This window comes from Pseudoalteromonas sp. M8 (assembly GCF_018141365.1).
Taxonomy (GTDB): Bacteria; Pseudomonadota; Gammaproteobacteria; order Enterobacterales; family Alteromonadaceae; genus Pseudoalteromonas.
The window spans coordinates 4,372,975-4,390,426 of record NZ_CP047240.1; the positions used below are offsets into that span (position 1 = coordinate 4,372,975).

Here is a 17,452-nt window from a genome sequence, read left to right on the forward strand (position 1 = left end):
AGTTAATGATTAAAAAAAATCAGGACCAACCATTGTGTCAGCATCACGAGCATATACGCGCCAAAGAAAGGCAGCATCATTACTGAAAAATGCTTAAAAATCAGTGCAAAGAGCACAACAGTTAGCAAAAATTTTAATCCATTTCCTCGTTTTATCGAGGAATATACTTGATTTGCTTTGCTTGCACCCATAAATCGAAAGGCGTAAGCAGCAAATACAAAATTAGGGAGTACCAACACAGCGCCGCCAGCTAATGCTGAAACTCCGGCTTGTACTCCCCAACCTATAAAAACGATTACTGCAGCGACTAATGCTACGATACCCTGAATCAAAACACCTTGTAATGCGGCTCGCCTGTATGGACGGGCTAACGAATGAGTCACTTTATATTAACCTTAATGACGTTAAATTTTATCAGGGTATGAAAACTGGCGAAATTATACTTGTTTCTGCTTAATTTGCAACTTGACGAGGCGAAATGTGACGTTTTTTGGACGCCAAATAGGTCAAAATTTGTTAGGGAGGAAGGCTTAAATTAAAGCCTGTACAAGAGTGGCTATTTTTCCATCAAAGTTCTTAGTATTCTCGCTATTTCGCAGCATATCGGTGAGGAAATAGCGGCGCAAAATAAAGCACCGCATTCACGTATTAGTCAATTAGTTAAGTTTACCGTTATTCAGCTTCACTCATTTCAGAGTTAATACGCCCCAAAATACCATCAAGCTCATCCAAACTAGCATAGGAAATAACCAGTTTACCTTTGCCTTTTTGGTTATAGTTGATCTCAACTTTTGCGCCTAAGTTTTCCTGCAATTGCTGTTCAAGCAGCTTCACATCAGGATCTTTTTGCTTCGCTTCTTTTTTCTCAACAGGCTCTAAAATGGTGCGAACCAGTTTTTCGGTTTCTCTTACGGTTAATCCTTTGGCCACAGCAGTTCTTGCTGCTTCAGATTGCGCTTCACCAGTTAGGGCAAGTAAACAACGAGCATGACCCATTTCTATGTCGCCATGTTCCAACAAGATTTTTACATCATCGTTGAGATTGTTGAGACGAAGTAAATTGGTGACCGTTGTACGCGATTTACCCACCGCATCAGCAACCTGCTGATGCGTGAGTTCAAATTCATTAAGCAATCGATCTAGAGCAATTGCTTCTTCCATCGCATTGAGGTCTTCACGCTGAATGTTTTCAATAAGGGCAATAGCAACAGCCGCTTCATCCGGCACATCTTTGATTAAACAAGGAACGGTATCTTGCTTTGCCAGTTGTGCCGCACGCCAACGTCTCTCACCGGCAATAATTTCAAAGCTTTGCGTGGTAACTTTACGCACCACAATAGGCTGTAAAATCCCCTGTGAACGGATCGAACTCGCCAGTTCCTCAAGTGCCTGTTCAGACATATCTTTACGCGGCTGATATTTACCCGGCTTTAGCCACTCAATAGGTAATCGTTGTAACTCTTGTTCAACCACCGATTCGGCAGGTGCTTCACTGACTGTTGCAACCGCTTCTTGTTGATTAGGCACAGGTGCCGCAGCACTTGGATTAGGTTTAGCTGAGCTGAGTAGGGCATCCAACCCTCGGCCTAAACCACGTTTTTTAACCGACATGTTCTTTTTATCCTCTTAGGCAACCGCAGCTGCTTGCTTTTCTTTGCGTCTTAGCATTTCACCCGCTAGCGCTAGATAAGCTTTCGCACCGCTTGATGCTCTATCATAATACATCGCAGGCGCTCCAAAACTTGGCGCCTCCGCTAATCGCACATTACGAGGGATCACAGTCCGGTACACTTTATCGCCAAAGTGTTGTTTTAACTGCTCAGATACGTCGTTAGCTAGACGATTACGCGGGTCGTACATAGTGCGCAAAATGCCTTCAATTTGCAATCCTGGATTCACCAACTTACCGAGTTGGGTAATGGTGTCCATTAAAGCTGTTAATCCCTCCAGTGCATAATATTCACACTGCATCGGAACTAAAACCGCATCGGCGGCAGCCATGGCATTTACCGTTAGCATATTTAATGAAGGTGGACAGTCGATGAATATATACTCATATTTATCTTTTATCGTCTCAAGGGCGTTGCGTAGTCTCACTTCGCGCGCAAACAACTCCATCAGTTTGACTTCTGCCGCGGTTACATCCCCATTGGCTGCGATCAAATGATACTCACCACTGGTTTCTGTGGTGATCACTTGATCCATTGGCGCTTCTTCGATCAATAGATCATAAACCGTTGCGACATCGGCGTATTTATCAACACCACTGCCCATGGTTGCATTGCCTTGAGGATCGAGATCGATCAACAGAACTTTACGTTTAGTCGCCGCCATGGACGCGGCTAAATTCACCGCAGTGGTTGTTTTACCAACACCACCTTTTTGGTTTGCTATTGCAATGACTCTTGCCACATTGTCCTCGACAATTAATCTTTAGAAAGAATGATTAAATGGCGCTCACCTTCAAGCTTGGGCACCACTAAACTAATATCTTGCGATAAACTCACGCCGTTTGGTAGTTGTTCTAGCTCATCCGCAGGGTATTGACCCTTTAGTGCTAAGAATACACCTTGGTTATCGATTAAATGTGAACACCACTGGATCATATCTTGTAGTGATGCAAAAGCACGGCTGAGTACACCGTCTAATTTAACACTTGGCTGATATTCTTCAACTCGAGACTGCACTGGGGTAACATTCTCAATGCCAAGCCCATGTTTTACCTGCATTAAAAATCGAACTCTTTTACCAAGGCTATCAAGAAGAACAAAATTGATGTCCGGTCTAGCTATCGCTAAAACCATACCCGGTAAACCCGGTCCGGTGCCAACATCAATATAGTTACTGCCCGTTAAGTGTGGCGCAACAACCAAAGAATCCATGATGTGTTTTACCATCATTTCTTTTGGGTCACGAACGGAAGTGAGGTTGTAGGCTTTGTTCCATTTATCCAGCAGCTGGACATATTCGACCAACTGCTGCTTTTGTTGTTCGCTGAGCTCGATAGAGGTATCAGCGAGTAATTCATTCAATTGTTCTAGTAACACAGTGTTCCACTGCTATTACGCCGACTTACGTAATAGCCCTTGCTTTTTCAGATACACTAATAATAGCGAAATAGCAGCAGGGGTGATACCAGAAATACGTGAAGCTTGGCCAATCGTTTGTGGACGAGCATCACTCAGCTTTGCCACAACCTCATTTGACAGGCCGCTTACCAGGCTATAATCAAACTCGGCAGGCAGTAATGCCTCTTCATGACGAAGCTGTTTATTAATCTCATCTTGTTGACGCGCAATGTAACCGGCGTACTTAGTTTGGATCTCAACCTGTTCAAGGGCTGGAATATTATCAAACTCAGATCCTAATCCTTCGATTGCCATCAGGTCGTGATAATTAACCTCTGGACGGCGGATCAGATCTTCAAGACTGGCTTCGCGTACCAGTGGTTTTTTCAATAATCCATTTACCGCTTCAAGTGCAGGGTGATCTTTATGGATCCAAGTATTGCGCAGACGCTGTGCTTCTTGTTCCATAACTTCAAGCTTGTCGTTGTATGCAGCCCAGCGTTCATCGTCAACTAAACCTAATTCGCGACCTTTTTCCGTTAGACGTAAATCCGCATTGTCTTCACGTAGTAACAAACGGTATTCAGCACGAGAGGTAAACATACGATAAGGTTCTTTTGTACCAAGCGTTGCTAAGTCGTCAATCAACACACCGGCATAAGCTTCATCACGGCGCGGTGTCCATGCTTCACGGCCTTGAACTTGAAGAGCTGCGTTCATACCCGCAATCAAACCTTGGGCCCCAGCTTCTTCATAACCGGTTGTACCGTTTATTTGACCTGCAAAGAATAAGCCATTGATAAACTTAGTTTCTAATGATTGCTTTAGGTCTCTAGGATCGAAGAAGTCGTACTCAATTGCATAACCAGGACGACAAATATGCGCATTCTCAAAGCCTTTAATAGAACGCACGATCTCCAGTTGGATATCAAATGGTAAGCTGGTGGAAATACCATTTGGATACAGCTCGTATGACGTTAAGCCTTCAGGTTCTACGAAGATCTGATGCTTTTCTTTATCAGCAAAACGCACAATTTTATCTTCGATGGAAGGACAGTAACGCGGACCAATCCCCTCAATCACGCCAGCATACATCGGCGAGCGATGTAAGTTATTACGGATCACATCATGGGTTTTTTCATTGGTATAGGTGATATAACAAGGGATCTGTTTTGGATGATCAGACACTTTGCCCATAAACGAGAAAACCGGAGTAGGGGTATCGCCTGGTTGCTCTTGCATCACTGAAAAATCAACCGTTCTTGCATCGATACGTGGTGGTGTACCCGTTTTTAGTCGATCAACTCTAAAAGGCATTTCACGTAAACGCTCAGCCAAAGCGATAGAAGGAGGATCGCCAGCACGGCCGCCTTTGAAGTTTTCTAAACCAATATGGATCTGGCCACCCAAGAAAGTACCAACCGTTAGCACCACTGAAGAAGCGCTAAAGCGTAAACCCATTTGAGTTACGACACCTTTGACCTGATCACTTTCAACAATCAGATCATCACAAGATTGTTGGAAGATCTTTAAGTTTTCTTGATGTTGCAAAATGTCTTGGATCGCCGCTTTATACAATGCGCGATCTGCCTGAGCACGAGTCGCTCGTACCGCAGGGCCTTTCGATGAATTAAGCGTTCGAAATTGGATCCCACCTTTATCGATTGCTTTGGCCATTGCACCACCAAGCGCATCGATCTCTTTAACCAAATGACCTTTACCAATCCCACCAATAGCTGGGTTACACGACATTTGGCCTAAGGTATCCATATTGTGTGTTAACAATAAGGTATTCATACCCATACGTGCAGCTGCAAGTGCAGCTTCAGTGCCTGCGTGTCCACCACCAACAACGATGACATCAAAATGTTCATGATAAATCATTTACGGGATCCTACTTAAAACAACCGAGCAAATTTAGAAAGGATGCGTATTCTACCTAGAATTAACCAGAAGTGAAATGGTTAAACTTTGCACAACGCAAAAAAAGAGATCACTTAAAATATATAAGGATCTTTTTAAAGATCTTTATTGATCTTACTACTACTGATCCTTTGATCTGTGAATAGTTTTGTATTCCTGTTTAGATCCAACTGCTTAACTAAGATCAATTGGTGTGAATTAGATCGGATCAATGGGCTTAAAACCTTTGATCAACTTGCCACTTTATTCACAGGGCTAGATCTGAATTATTTTATCCAATGGATAAGTAAGCGTAGATCAGCAGTTAGATCATAGGTTATCCACAATACGATCTAAAATAGACTGAATTTGTGAATAACTTCTGTGTATTTCAGTGTCGCGCCGTTAAGCGGCACATTCAACAAACTTAGGTAACCAAGCAATAGCGGTATCTTCTGGTAGATCTGGGTGTAAAACATCGATCTTTTCTATGTCTAACAGCTGTGTTGCACCTTTTTCTTTAAGTAGATCAGCAAGATTAATAGCTGCATGATTAAAGGTGTCATAACTTGAATCACCAATTCCCACTACCGCAAAGCGTAACTGGCTTAGATCCGAGCTCGCTTTTAATGCTGATATAAAAGGTAATAAGTTTTCTGGATAGTCACCGGCCCCATAAGTTGATGTCACCACCAGCCAAAGTGCTTGCTGACAAGCTTCAAGCTCGGGTTTTTCATGCAAATTCACGGTATAACCTTGAGATTCAAGCGATTCCATTAGCTGTTCAGCAACGTATTCTGCTGATCCCATTTGGCTGCCTACAATAAGATCTAAAGTTTGCATTGTTACCCTTACCTAAGTCGTATTGCGCGCCATCTTAGCGTTTAACGTGAATATGTAAAGAGGGCTTTGAGGTTATTGGATAAAAATATTTGCACAAATAGTGTGTAATTTTTAGTGTTTTTACTTATCTATATGAAATAAAGGCATAAAATAAAATATTCCTAAGTTTAACTCGGTGATTTATTTGTGGATAATCTATGGGATAGCTGAGCCTAAAAATACTTTTATAAGCTAAGGCGCATGCTTGAAACGGTAAGATCTCCGCTGTTTTTGAACAAATTTTGAGGTTGTGGATGAGGTGTTGTGGATAACGATCTAAAAGCTGGAAGTCGATCCAGTCTTTTAGATCTATATAGTTAGATCCATATAATAAAAGAATCTAAAAAAGCGATCAGATCTTGTGATTTATTTGGTTTGACAGCCAAGTTGTGCGGACTGATTGCTCAAATAAGAAGTCTACAGTATGTTCTTCGAGCAGCCTTCTGGTGGCTGATTCTTGTAGTGCTATCAGATGATCGCTGAGAGCGTTACCCGATGAGATACGTTTGACTCCTAACTCTGCTAACGCCTGTTGATCACTAAATCCGGGCAACAGCATCACATTGACTGGAATTGAAAGCAGGGCTGTTAGGCGTTTTATCATCGTGGTGTTGGTTAAACCGGGAATAATTTACGAGAAGTAGTCATAGACAGATTGTCATGGAGAAAAATATTGCCCATCCAACGGACAGTAAACTACTAGAAAAATGCCGTGGCAAACTGGTTGGTTTCGCTAAGCAAGCCAGTATTCGGCTTAGGCAAAGTTATGAACGAATTGGCCTAAGACCGCGCAAAAAGTAGCGCTGTGCCCATGCTAAACAATTTAAACGCATGATGAAAACACTGGGAAACTATCTCAGACGGGTGATGAAAGGTATCTTGAGGAAAAGCACCGAGCAGCCAAGTTGGGAGTTTATCCATGCCCTACAACAACACAAGCGGCTGTTAAAGCAGAAAAACGAGTAAAAACAAACTCTATAACCTGCATGAGCCAGGTGTTCAATGTATCGCCAAGGGAAAAAGCGCAAAGCCATATGAGTTGAGTATCGCGACAATATTGAAAGAGCAGTTTGTAGTTTGCTTTCATGCAATGCATGGCAGCCCCTATGACGGCGACACGTTATGAGAAACGTTAAGAATAGTAGAAAACGTCACAGATAAAAGGCGATACAGCTGTTTTGTAGATAGGGGTTATCGAGGACACTTAGCAACGCGTTATGATGTGTATATTGCAGGGCAAAAGCGCAGGTAGGCCAAAGCTGCCGTAAAATTCTAGCCCAACTGCGGCTTTTTTATGCCTAGATTTAATATTAGTTATTAGCAGCGAAAAGCGCTACGTAATAACAGAATTGTCGATAAAATTAATGCCCAGTCTGGATTGATTGAATTCGGCTAGTCTAAGCATTAAAACGTCAATATTCAGGAGCGACGAAGTAACTCATGCTAATAGCTTGATTTCACAGTCACTCTAGCTGAAGTTATAACAGTTGATAAGGGGTATGACAGTAATGATTTTAGAAACCAACTTGAAAAGTTAAGCTGCCAAGAAAAGGAAGCAGCAAGGTGGGCAATGAGGGTATAGATTGATGTATATCCAAATATCACCATTTTCTTGGGTGATTTATGGTCAAAGGTTAATAGGCTCTAGGATTAAAGAAATGAAAATCATAGAAGTTCGTTTTTATCTATGGCCTTTAAATCAGAAAAAGGTTCGAGTAATCGATTAAAAATATATACTAACATAAGGATAATTAAGATTGCGGCTGTTGAACCAAATTTGTCAGCGATAACAGAGTGAAATGTGGTTTTAAACAAGAAAGAAAGCAAAAAACAGATGACTACAGTCCATAATATACTTGGTTGAAGTGTAAAACCGCAGCTGGGACAATAAATGAACTTCTCAGAAATTAACTTCATCCTTATTACCATTGAAATTTCAGTTTTGCAGTTTGAACAACTTCGGACAAATATTTTCATGATATTCACATTTTATATAATTTAAATTATATGATTGAAGCGAAATGCTTCAATCATATAGTACGAAATGGCCCTGAATTCAGATAATAAGTGCACCAATCAAGGTTTAATAGTGGTAAGAGATCAACTACTTGTTGGTTATAGCTTGTTTGACTTATTACTTCCCAATACAAAATGAGCTAAAGATCTTGCCAAGCAAGTCGTCGGAGGTGAATTCACCGGTGATCTCATTGAGGTATTGCTGGGTAAGGCGCAGCTCTTCTGCCAAAATTTCACCGGCAATATGCATTTCTAGCTGAGTCTGACCTATTTCTAGATGCTCAGCAGCGTGCTCTAGGGCGTCTAAGTGACGACGGCGAGCCATAAAGCCACCTTCAGTTGCACCAGTAAATCCAATACAGGCTTTTAGGTGTTCCCTCAATAAATCAATGCCTTGAATATCTTTGGCACTTAGGCGAATAAGAGTATGGCCATCACTCGTTGTTGCGCCAACCGCTTCACCGCTTAAATCGACTTTATTGCGGATCACGGTAATTTCCATGCCTTGTGGTAATTGCTCGATAAAATCAGGCCAGATCTTCGCAGGATCGGTTTCGTGGGTTTCGGTGCCATCCACCATAAATAGTACGTGATCGGCACCGCGGATCTCTTCCCAAGCACGCTCAATACCTATTTGTTCTACTTTGTCTGGACTATCACGAAGTCCTGCCGTGTCGATAATATGAAGCGGCATGCCATCAATATGAATATGTTCACGTAGTACGTCTCTTGTGGTACCTGCGATGTCTGTAACAATCGCGGCTTCACGGCCTGCTAAGGCATTGAGTAGTGAAGATTTTCCGGCGTTAGGGCGGCCTGCAATCACCACGCGCATGCCTTCACGCATGATGCTGCCTTGCTTGGCTTGCTTACGCACTTCCGCGAGTTGCTGAATAATGGCTTCTAGGTCACCCGAGACTTTACCATCGGAAAGAAAATCGATTTCTTCGTCAGGGAAGTCTATTGCGGCTTCTACGTACATGCGCAGATGAATTACTTTCTCAACCAACGTATTGATATGTTTAGAAAAGTCACCTTGTAGTGAATGTAGCGCACTCTTTGCAGCTTGCTCGCTGGTGGCGTTGATCAAGTCTGCGATAGCTTCTGCTTGCGTTAAGTCTAGCTTGTCGTTCATAAAAGCACGTTCTGAGAACTCACCAGGCTTTGCCAAGCGCACTTGCTCAATTTGGCTGATTTCCTTTAACAGCATATCAAGTACCACGGGGCCACCGTGGCCTTGTAACTCAAGGACATCTTCACCGGTGAATGAGTTCGGCCCTTGGAAGAACAATGCAATACCTTGGTCTAGTTGTTCACCTGCTAGGGTATTGAATGGCAGGTATTCGGCATAGCGAGTTTTTGGGCATTTACCTAAGATTTGCTCGGCAACTGCTCGGGCTTTACACCCTGAAACTCGAATAATACCAACGCCACCGCGACCCGGTGCGGTAGCCTGTGCTGCTATGGTGTCTTGTGCGATCATGATGACTCTTTAGACTGTCTGGTTAATAGACATAATTGTACAGCAATTGATATATCTCAGGTATAGCTGGTGGGTAATATCTGAGTATGCTCATTGTGTTTTGGGTGGTTGATGACCTTAATGATACGGTTATGCGCTTTTGTCAGGTATAATTATGGTCACAGTTTTTACTGTTCTTACTAGCAAAGGTTGTATAAGGGAAACTAACGCTGTGCTGCATTTTCTTCAATTCCGCTTCGATCCAAATGTCTCGTGTTTATATCGTGATGCTGAGCAAGTGCCACTGAGGCCGAGAGTCGCGCAGTTGTTGGCTTATTTTTTAGCCCATCCAAATCAGATTGTTACACGTGAAACATTGCTCAGCACGTTGTGGCAACACGGTGAGTTTAGAGAAGCTGCACTAACACAAAGTATCACTGAGCTAAGACAAGCCCTCAAAGATAACGCCCAGCACCCCACTTTTATTAAAACCATACCACAGCAAGGTTATCAGTGGATTTGTCCTGTTGAGAGCCGCACATTTACCACATTCAAACTCACTACAACAATGAAAGCGATGCTTGTCGTTGGCGCTATTGCGTTAAGTGGAGTCGCAGCGAGTGTTTACCTCGTTTCTAGCTCAGCACCCGTTGTCACTCGTGTACAAGCTGAGCAAGACTCGTTAATCATTGTGCCTATGGTGAATGAGACGGGTGTGCAAGCCAATGCGTGGTGGGGTTATGCGCTTGAAGCAGCATTGAGACAACATTTACAGTCTCATTATCAATTAGTACCACGAAGCCAATATCCTGAGCTTGCAGAGGATAGTGCGATTAATCAGCTCACGCTTTCACTAAAGCCGATACAACAGCGTTTTTTACTCAGTGTTACTTATGGAGATAAGCAAAGCGAGATAATTGTTGAACAGTTAGATGAGAGCTTTGAAGCGATTGCAACAGAGGTTATTGCGCAGTTAGCGCTAGGTGTTGACACTAAAACCGCCAAAAAATCATCCTTAAATCTAGCAATGAATGACTATTACCGCGGTGTACAAGCATTAAATGAACAGGGACCTCAACTAGCAAAGGCATATTTTGAGGCGGCTGTGGCACAAATGCCAGAACATCTAGAAAGTCAGTTGGAGCTTGCGCAAATTTGTTGGCAGCTCGGTGATATTGATTCTGCCACCCGTCGATTCGAACAGATTTCACTAAGTACAGCTTCAATCGCGACTCGTGCTCGCTACCACCTCTATTACGGAGAGTTTTTCAAGGCACAAGGCTTACATCAGCAAGCGTTGCAGCAAGCTCAGCTTGCCCTCGATGCTGCTGAGCAAAGCCAGCAAGTTGAGTTGATTGCGATGGCATATCAACTCAAAGCAGATGCTTTTTGGGTGTTACAACGTTGGGATGAATACCAGCAAGCGATGAGTTCAGCGCATGTTTTGATAGGCAGTCGATCGTTTGCCTATAGCGAAGCACAGCGGAGTTTCTATCTTGCCAATCCACCAGCGGCTGGTCCCGCTGAAAAAACGTTACTGAACTTAGAGAAGAGTAAACCTGTACTCGCGCAAGCCATTGCCTATTATGAGCAAACAGAGCAGACCATGAATCTAATAAAAGCTTTGTTTGCTTATGGTCAAAATTACTTAGTGCCAGTGGTTGAAAGTGAACCTAGTTTATTAAAAGCCCTCGCTTTAGCTCAGAAAAATGGATATCACTATTTAGAAAAGCAAATACTCACTTACCTAGGATTCTACTATATTCAGCTACATCAGGGAGAAAAGGCGCTACGGTATTTAAAAGACATTAACGGCGAGCCGCGTTTTATTCCAAGCTATGAGCAACAGCAATTACTGATTGGCATGGCGCATATGGATATCGCATTGCAAACGGGTGATACGGATGCAATGCAAAGTGCAATTACGCAATATCAAATGCTGTTAGAAAGCGATTATATTTCTTCGGTGACGCGTGCCAACGTTAAATTGTTACTGGGTTGGACCTGGATCAAAGCGGGCAAGCTCGAATTAGCAGAGCCGTTGACGATTGAAGCAATGCAAGACTATCAAACGTTACAGCTACAAGAAGTTGAGACCTATGCGCTCTATACGCAAATGTATATCCACCTTTTGAGAAACGAGCCTCAACAAGCGCTTGAGATCATTACTGCACATCAACATACCAATTCACATCTTTTGTTGCTTTACGGTGTTGTTGCGGCTGATATGTTAAATGAAGAAGCGCTGCAAAAGCGCTTTTCAGATAAATTGGCCGGACTCGAAAACAGCCAATTATTACAGCAACAGTTGCTGCAAATACGCCAGCAAAGCAGCATCGATAAGCGCTTTATTGCTGAGCTTATCGATGCCCCTTACAGCGTCTATTGTCAGAGTAAATGGACGATAAATTAGGCTCTAGTCTATGTTGGGTGGCTGATTACCGCGATAAACGACTTCACCGTGTTTGTCTTGTACCACCCAGTAAGGTAGCTCTCTAATCTCAAACTGGCTAAATACTTCGTTGTGGTGATCGAACACAATATCGTGTTTGACCTCAAAGCGTTGTTGGTAGTCTCGAGCACTTTGTTCTTCCACATAAAAGGGCTTAATCACAGTAACGACCGGATACGCACTCGAGTCAGCGAGTTGATTGTTTTGCTTTATTCTCATTTCACAGGCAGGAATATGCTGAAACGGACACAAGCTATCGCTGAAAAATAACACTCTGTATTGGCTGTTTATCGTCGCTATCGAAAATGGCGCACCGGTGAGTGTTTGCAATGGGATCTGTGTTTCTTTCTCTGTGCTTGGTGCACTGTTAGTCGTCAACAACTCTCGTTTGATAACTTTGTCGTCTTTAACGACAACACGAGCAGGTGTTTGCCTTACTGCAAACCGTTGCATCAACTGGTTTTGCTTATCAATAGCTAACTCAGCATAGCTTGGATAGGCCGTTTTAAATTGCGCTAAGCTTGCCTCATCAATATTGATATCGGGCTGTAGCAATCTCCTTGGTGCTAGTGGCGTTGGTAGAGTCGTGGGTTGTACATACTCATCCCAAATATTAATAAACACATACTCTTGCGTGTTGGCGTGCGCAAACACGCTGAAACACACAGCGGCGAACATAAGTAAGGCTTTAATTGATGACATTAGTTTGCTCCTTGGAGTGTGCTCAGATGTTGTTGCAGCTCATCTGTAAACAATGCGCTGCGATAGATTTCTTTGCCGTTTTCATCAATGAGGATGTGTTGTGGCGTGCCTAACACTTGAAACTGCTGAGTTATCTTGCCACTACCATCAAATACCGTTGGAAACTGGTAATCATGTTTATCAAGGTAAGTTTGCACGCGTTTTTTCGACTGATTGAAGCCAATATTGACGGCGATAACCTGATAGTGGTTATTGGCTTGCTGAAAGCTTTGCTCAAGCAGTGGCATTTCTTCCACACAGTAGGAGCACCACGTTGCCCAAAACTTCAAGTAAGTGACTTTGCCTTGACTGGTTACGGTATTGTTTGCAAGCGTATTGGCGGTCAGTACGGGATAGTCCTTTGCTGCAGACATTGTGCTGAGTAACATAAAGAGTGAAGAAAAAATGATTTTTTTCATGGTGGTTCCTTTGCGTTTTATAGCCAACTTTTGCCAGCTTGAATAAGAAAATATTGCGCCATCGCGACTAAGATAAGTGCGGTTGCTGTAGTGATGTGATTTAGCCAAGCTCCAGATCTTGGTAATGTATGCAAAAAGCGCGTGCTTAGCCCTGCTAGCAGTAATAGGGTGCTCATACCGAGCGCAAAACTAAACAGCAGCGCGCCTCCTAATAGAGGTTGCTGGGCATTAGCAACGAAGAGCAATAAGCCGCCTAGAATTGGAGACGTACAAGGAGCCGCAACAAGAGCGCTGGCCATGCCCATTAGAAGAGGTGCTGGTGAGCCTGTTGCAATCGTATTTGGCAAGCGTGGCAGCGAGATTAAGCCTTTTGATACCGCAGCAAAGTAGAGTAATAGATTAGCAAAAATAAGCAGCACCCAAGGGTTTGTTGCTACTTGGCCAAAAAAGCTACCCGTTAGTGCTGCAATAAATCCAAGCGCGGCGTACACAGCTGCAAAGCCTAGCGCATACAAAATAGGGGCAAGGCGAATATGGCGTTGTTGGCTAAGAGTCGCAACAGTTATGGGAAGTATGGGATATACGCAGGGCGTGAAGCTGGTGAGTACACCTACTAAGAGTGCAATAGGCACTAACCACCAATCAGTTTCGGCACTGGAGAGTGCCTGTAGTAACGTAGATTCAAGCATCGTCTTCTCTTTGCATTTTTTAACTGCAAAAGAGCATGACGGATAGCCCAGATTTGACCTATCAAATCGTCATAAAATCGCTATCAAATTTTATCAAGCGTTTGCTTTTATTTGATATTTTAATTGTTATGAGTTTAAAAGAAAAAGTGCTTGTTGCTCGTTGTGTTTATAAGATAAGGTAAGTTACCTAGTTTAGGTAACTTAAAATTATGCGTAAAGGGAGATATTATGAATAGACTAACACTAGCGGTTGTATCTGCAGCATTTGCGGTATCTGGTTCTGCACTAAGTGGTGAGAATGTAAAACCAGACTACGACCCTACAAAATATTGTTATTTTGCCGATCAGGCATATTCTAAGGGATCGGTAGAAAAGCAAAATAACAAATGGAAAGTCTGTGTTGACGGCGGTCCAAATGGTGAGCTCCAGTGGATTGATCAATAACGACAACTTCATATGATACGCAAATAAAAAACGCCAGCTGTGAAGCTGGCGTTTTTTATTCAAGGTGTACGAGCGTTAACCGCGTACTTTCATGCCTTTTTTCTCCATGCCACGGTAGATGATAAGCATCTGAGCGATAGAGATAAGGTTTGAAACCAACCAGTAAAGTACCAGACCTGATGGGAACCAAATAAAGAAGATTGAGAACACGACTGGCATGTAAGTCATCATCTTTTGTTGCATTGGGTCTGTAACTGTCATTGGCTGTAGTTTTTGGGTTAGGAACATACTTGCGCCAAATAGCACTGGTAGTACGTAGTACGGGTCCATTGATGATAGATCCGTTAGCCACAACATAAACTCAGCATGACGTAGTTCCGTTGATTCAAGGAATACGTAGAACAAGGCTAGGAAGATTGGCATTTGTAGTAGTAGTGGGAAACAGCCACCCATTGGGTTCACTTTTTCCTTACGGTACATTTCCATCATCGCTTGGCCGAACTTCTGGCGGTCATCGCCATAACGCTCTTTTAGTGCCTGCATCTTAGGCTGTAGCATGCGCATTTTAGCCATTGAGGTATATTGCGCTTTAGTTAGTGGGTATAACGCCGTTTTCACAATCAAAGTGATAGCAATAATCGCCAGACCCCAGTTACCTAAAATACCGTAAAGGAACTTAAGCAGAGTCAGTAAAGGTTGTGAAATAAACCATAACCAGCCGTAGTCTACAGTGAGATCTAGGTCTTCTTGAATTGCTTCAAGCGCTTCTGTGTCTTTAGGACCCATGTAGTACACCGCATGGATAGTTGCCGTGCTATTTGCTTGAACATTGGTTGGCTCGCTCTTCATACCAACAATACCATTACCATTTCTAAGCGCGGTATAAATCGTATTATTGGTTTGCTGATCTGGCACCCATGCACTGACGAAGTAGTGCTGTAGGAAAGCAACGTAGCCGCCTTGGGTATTTTTATTCAGGTTCGCATCCGCCATATCAGAGAAGCTGTATTTCTCATAAGGTTCTTCAGCGGTACCATAGGCTGCGCCTAAGTAGGTCTGATCAACCATGCTGCCTTTATCTTGGCGTGTACGTTTGATTTGTGTGTATAGTTGTACTTGAACAGGTGATGAGGTGGTGTTGTTAACTTGGTATTCTAAGTCAACGTCATACTTACCTGCTTTAAATACATAAGTTTTTGTGTACTGTACACCTTTCTCATCAGTAAAAGTCAGTGGTACACGTAATGTATCGCCATTGAGCTCATATTGCTGTTGTGCCGACTCATAGACTGGGCGACCAGCTTTGTTCGCGTCAGGGCCGTTTAAACCAATTAAACCACTCTGTGAAACATACTGTTTGCCTTCAAACTCACCAAGTAACATGAAAGGCGTGTCGCTGCCATGGGTTTCTGCGTGTTGTAGTAAGCTGGCTTCAACGATGTCACCGCCTTTAGTATCAATTTTTACCGAAAGTACATCGGTAGTGATACTAATGACAGAACGTGTTGCCTGAGTTGCTACAACTGGGACATCGGATTGGCTTGATGCTGGTACATCAGCTTGCTCTTCTGTTGGGGTTGAGTTCGCCACTTGTTGTGTGACGGCACTGGTATCAGCTTGTGGCGGGTTTTGTTCTTGTGTCCACTCTTGGAACAGTAGGAACGAAACCAGCAACAAACCGATAAATAAAAACGTGCGTTGCGATTCCATAACAGCTCTTATTTCTCGTGTTGTTTAACTTTAGTCGACTTCACAGGTACAGGATCATCTCCACCTGCGCTCAAAGGGTGACATTTTAATATGCGTTTAACCGCTAACCAACTCCCTTTTGCAATTCCATGTAAATTAATTGCTTGAATTGCATAACTAGAACAGGTCGGGTTAAAACGACAATGAGGCCCGAGTAGGGGGCTAATCCATTGTTGATAACCGCGGATCAGCAATATAAGCAGGTGCTTGGGAAGCGAACAAACTGCTTTGAACTGATTTCTGATCTTGCTACGCCCTGAAGTTGAATTCATGGCTTTGTAGATATCAATTTCCTCAATTTACTGCTTCAACCTAAGTAGGCAAAAACAGACTATTTTTCCATTGATATAGCTGATTAAAAGGTGAGCTAACCTTACCTTAATTGGCGTAAAATTACTATGCTAGCAAGGGTAAATGCGCCGTAAAAAGGAAAGGCTAAAGCAGATTATTGCTTTTTCGCGTTAGCTTGAGGATTTTTTGAACGCTTGTGTTGAGGTTTTGGCTTAAAAGGTGGTTTGGGTGCACCTGGCTTACAACGTTCATTTATTTTGCGCCACATCTTAGTGAGCTGTTTAGTTAGCTCTTCATTAGATTGCTCGTCAACACCGGTTTTGACCATCAACACAATATCGATGTTATCAAGTTTATGACGATTTAATCGAAAGCTTTCTCTAGCAAGTCGTTTGATACGGTTTCGTTGACATGCTTTTTTGCAGCGTTTTTTAGCTACAGTTAAGCCGAGTCTTGGATGACCAACATCATTTGGTTTTGCAAGTAGAGTAAAATAAGGCGTAGCTGCGCGAGCTGGCTCTTGAAATATGCGGGAGTAATGCGAGGGAGTTAACAGACGTAACTCCCTGCTAAAGCTAAAGTCTTCCACTAAATATTAAGCAGAAAGTACTTTACGGCCTTTAGCACGACGACGTGCTAATACTTTACGACCGTTCTTAGTCGCCATGCGAGCACGGAAACCGTGAGAGCGCTTGCGCTTAAGTACGCTAGGTTGAAAAGTTCTTTTCATAACAATTCCATCCGATCGGTTAAAAGTTAAAACATCCTATGCAGGTCGCGATCCTGGCACAGGTGCCATTGCGAGCGCGAGATATTAAAGCTGGGCGCGTCTAAAGTCAATCAAAATCTGTTCTCTGTGGCTAAATAATCCACAGTAGAATTTCTTTATCCTTATATATAGACAAAACTTGGCAAAGCTATCGAGCAAACATAGACGATCTACATAAAGTAGGATCAATACGAAATCGATCTGCATAGATCTGATCCGATGGGCGGCATTATAGCATTTAGTAAGAATAGGAAAAGCTCTGGAAAACTAAATTTGATCTTAATTTTGGGGTGAGATCGGGTGAGTTTTTTGCTATGATCTTACTTGTGGGTAAAAAATAAAAACCTTTAAATTTCATGTGTTTATTTTTTTGCTAGGGTGAGATCTTGCTTTTTCTAAATGTCAATATTGAACTTGTGGATAAGATCACTTCATAATACCCCGCTTCCACCAGTGATTTTGTAATAAAAACTAAGTATTTCCGGCGATCCTTTCATTTAGATCTGATTTTTTAGATCTGAATGCTCTATTTCTTATTCCCGGGAATCAAAACCTATTGGAGTTCAGA

General features: G+C 42.7%; 17 protein-coding genes. 2 read left to right on the forward strand and 15 right to left on the reverse strand.

All coding sequences use genetic code 11. The features are described 5' to 3' along the window. Positions 1–2: 2 nt before the first annotated feature. The 8 genes from GSF13_RS24420 to mnmE form a co-directional block, all read right to left on the reverse strand. The gene (locus GSF13_RS24420; protein WP_010604145.1) at positions 3–383 is read right to left on the reverse strand and encodes an ATP synthase subunit I; all 381 of its coding nucleotides are present in this window, start codon (positions 381–383) and stop codon (positions 3–5) included. 289 nt (positions 384–672) lie between these two features. Continuing rightward, positions 673–1,611: a ParB/RepB/Spo0J family partition protein gene (locus GSF13_RS24425; RefSeq protein ID WP_174170132.1), complete on the reverse strand. Its 939-nt coding sequence runs from the start codon at positions 1,609–1,611 to the stop codon at positions 673–675. 15 nt (positions 1,612–1,626) lie between these two features. Further along, positions 1,627–2,412: a ParA family protein gene (locus GSF13_RS24430; protein ID WP_010376876.1), complete on the reverse strand. Its 786-nt coding sequence runs from the start codon at positions 2,410–2,412 to the stop codon at positions 1,627–1,629. A gap of 14 nt (positions 2,413–2,426) precedes the next feature. Beyond that, positions 2,427–3,047 carry a 16S rRNA (guanine(527)-N(7))-methyltransferase RsmG gene (rsmG, locus tag GSF13_RS24435; protein WP_010376874.1) on the reverse strand — a complete coding sequence of 207 codons (621 nt, stop codon included), beginning with the start codon at positions 3,045–3,047 and terminating at the stop codon, positions 2,427–2,429. A 15-nt stretch (positions 3,048–3,062) separates the two neighbouring features. Then, positions 3,063–4,952 carry a tRNA uridine-5-carboxymethylaminomethyl(34) synthesis enzyme MnmG gene (gene mnmG / locus GSF13_RS24440; protein WP_206473587.1) on the reverse strand — a complete coding sequence of 630 codons (1,890 nt, stop codon included), beginning with the start codon at positions 4,950–4,952 and terminating at the stop codon, positions 3,063–3,065. 423 nt (positions 4,953–5,375) lie between these two features. Then, positions 5,376–5,813 carry an FMN-binding protein MioC gene (gene mioC, locus GSF13_RS24445; RefSeq protein ID WP_211867382.1) on the reverse strand — a complete coding sequence of 146 codons (438 nt, stop codon included), beginning with the start codon at positions 5,811–5,813 and terminating at the stop codon, positions 5,376–5,378. 391 nt (positions 5,814–6,204) lie between these two features. Further along, positions 6,205–6,456, reverse strand: a complete 252-nt coding sequence (locus GSF13_RS24450; protein ID WP_249122737.1) for an isocitrate lyase/phosphoenolpyruvate mutase family protein — start codon at positions 6,454–6,456, stop codon at positions 6,205–6,207. 1,530 nt (positions 6,457–7,986) lie between these two features. Then, positions 7,987–9,351 (reverse strand): tRNA uridine-5-carboxymethylaminomethyl(34) synthesis GTPase MnmE, encoded by a 1,365-nt coding sequence (gene mnmE, locus GSF13_RS24455; protein WP_206473591.1) that lies wholly within the window; start codon positions 9,349–9,351, stop codon positions 7,987–7,989. A 211-nt stretch (positions 9,352–9,562) separates the two neighbouring features. Here mnmE and GSF13_RS24460 point away from each other — a divergent pair, with 211 nt between their 5' ends. Continuing rightward, positions 9,563–11,743 (forward strand): winged helix-turn-helix domain-containing protein, encoded by a 2,181-nt coding sequence (locus GSF13_RS24460; RefSeq protein ID WP_249122738.1) that lies wholly within the window; start codon positions 9,563–9,565, stop codon positions 11,741–11,743. A gap of 3 nt (positions 11,744–11,746) precedes the next feature. On the opposite strand, the gene GSF13_RS24465 is transcribed toward GSF13_RS24460, so the two are convergent. From GSF13_RS24465 to GSF13_RS24475, 3 genes are read right to left on the reverse strand one after another with little or no spacing between them, the layout of a single operon-like run. Further along, positions 11,747–12,484, reverse strand: a complete 738-nt coding sequence (locus tag GSF13_RS24465; protein ID WP_010604152.1) for a hypothetical protein — start codon at positions 12,482–12,484, stop codon at positions 11,747–11,749. Next, a complete protein-coding gene (locus GSF13_RS24470) occupies positions 12,484–12,942 on the reverse strand; it encodes a TlpA disulfide reductase family protein (RefSeq protein ID WP_010604153.1) in 459 nt (152 codons plus the stop codon). The genes GSF13_RS24465 and GSF13_RS24470 overlap by 1 nt, the downstream gene beginning before the upstream one ends. Positions 12,943–12,959: 17 nt before the next feature. Continuing rightward, positions 12,960–13,631, reverse strand: a complete 672-nt coding sequence (locus GSF13_RS24475; protein WP_206473595.1) for a cytochrome c biogenesis protein CcdA — start codon at positions 13,629–13,631, stop codon at positions 12,960–12,962. A 228-nt stretch (positions 13,632–13,859) separates the two neighbouring features. On the opposite strand from GSF13_RS24475, the gene GSF13_RS24480 reads away from it, so the two are divergent. Beyond that, positions 13,860–14,075: a DUF1496 domain-containing protein gene (locus tag GSF13_RS24480; protein WP_010604156.1), complete on the forward strand. Its 216-nt coding sequence runs from the start codon at positions 13,860–13,862 to the stop codon at positions 14,073–14,075. 75 nt (positions 14,076–14,150) lie between these two features. On the opposite strand, the gene yidC is transcribed toward GSF13_RS24480, so the two are convergent. The 4 genes from yidC to rpmH all read right to left on the reverse strand — a co-directional run bounded on the left by yidC (position 14,151) and on the right by rpmH (position 16,845). Then, positions 14,151–15,785, reverse strand: a complete 1,635-nt coding sequence (yidC, locus tag GSF13_RS24485) for a membrane protein insertase YidC (RefSeq protein ID WP_010604157.1) — start codon at positions 15,783–15,785, stop codon at positions 14,151–14,153. 8 nt (positions 15,786–15,793) lie between these two features. After that, positions 15,794–16,096 carry a membrane protein insertion efficiency factor YidD gene (yidD, locus tag GSF13_RS24490; protein WP_010604158.1) on the reverse strand — a complete coding sequence of 101 codons (303 nt, stop codon included), beginning with the start codon at positions 16,094–16,096 and terminating at the stop codon, positions 15,794–15,796. A gap of 173 nt (positions 16,097–16,269) precedes the next feature. Beyond that, positions 16,270–16,704 (reverse strand): ribonuclease P protein component, encoded by a 435-nt coding sequence (gene rnpA / locus GSF13_RS24495; protein ID WP_010376847.1) that lies wholly within the window; start codon positions 16,702–16,704, stop codon positions 16,270–16,272. A gap of 6 nt (positions 16,705–16,710) precedes the next feature. Continuing rightward, positions 16,711–16,845, reverse strand: coding sequence for a 50S ribosomal protein L34 (rpmH, locus tag GSF13_RS24500; protein WP_010604159.1), 135 nt, complete (start codon positions 16,843–16,845; stop codon positions 16,711–16,713). Positions 16,846–17,452: the final 607 nt, after the last annotated feature.

What these genes read in the sequence shown, in the direction of transcription:
- GSF13_RS24465 (WP_010604152.1), bottom strand. Translation starts at nt 12,484, where the DNA reads ATGTCATCAATTAAAGCCTTACTTATGTTCGCCGCTGTGTGTTTCAGC.
- GSF13_RS24425 (WP_174170132.1), bottom strand. Translation starts at nt 1,611, where the DNA reads ATGTCGGTTAAAAAACGTGGTTTAGGCCGAGGGTTGGATGCCCTACTC.
- mnmE (WP_206473591.1), bottom strand. Translation starts at nt 9,351, where the DNA reads ATGATCGCACAAGACACCATAGCAGCACAGGCTACCGCACCGGGTCGC.
- mnmG (WP_206473587.1), bottom strand. Translation starts at nt 4,952, where the DNA reads ATGATTTATCATGAACATTTTGATGTCATCGTTGTTGGTGGTGGACAC.
- GSF13_RS24475 (WP_206473595.1), bottom strand. Translation starts at nt 13,631, where the DNA reads ATGCTTGAATCTACGTTACTACAGGCACTCTCCAGTGCCGAAACTGAT.
- GSF13_RS24470 (WP_010604153.1), bottom strand. Translation starts at nt 12,942, where the DNA reads ATGAAAAAAATCATTTTTTCTTCACTCTTTATGTTACTCAGCACAATG.
- GSF13_RS24450 (WP_249122737.1), bottom strand. Translation starts at nt 6,456, where the DNA reads ATGATAAAACGCCTAACAGCCCTGCTTTCAATTCCAGTCAATGTGATG.
- yidC (WP_010604157.1), bottom strand. Translation starts at nt 15,785, where the DNA reads ATGGAATCGCAACGCACGTTTTTATTTATCGGTTTGTTGCTGGTTTCG.
- yidD (WP_010604158.1), bottom strand. Translation starts at nt 16,096, where the DNA reads ATGAATTCAACTTCAGGGCGTAGCAAGATCAGAAATCAGTTCAAAGCA.
- GSF13_RS24480 (WP_010604156.1), top strand. Translation starts at nt 13,860, where the DNA reads ATGAATAGACTAACACTAGCGGTTGTATCTGCAGCATTTGCGGTATCT.
- mioC (WP_211867382.1), bottom strand. Translation starts at nt 5,813, where the DNA reads ATGCAAACTTTAGATCTTATTGTAGGCAGCCAAATGGGATCAGCAGAA.
- rpmH (WP_010604159.1), bottom strand. Translation starts at nt 16,845, where the DNA reads ATGAAAAGAACTTTTCAACCTAGCGTACTTAAGCGCAAGCGCTCTCAC.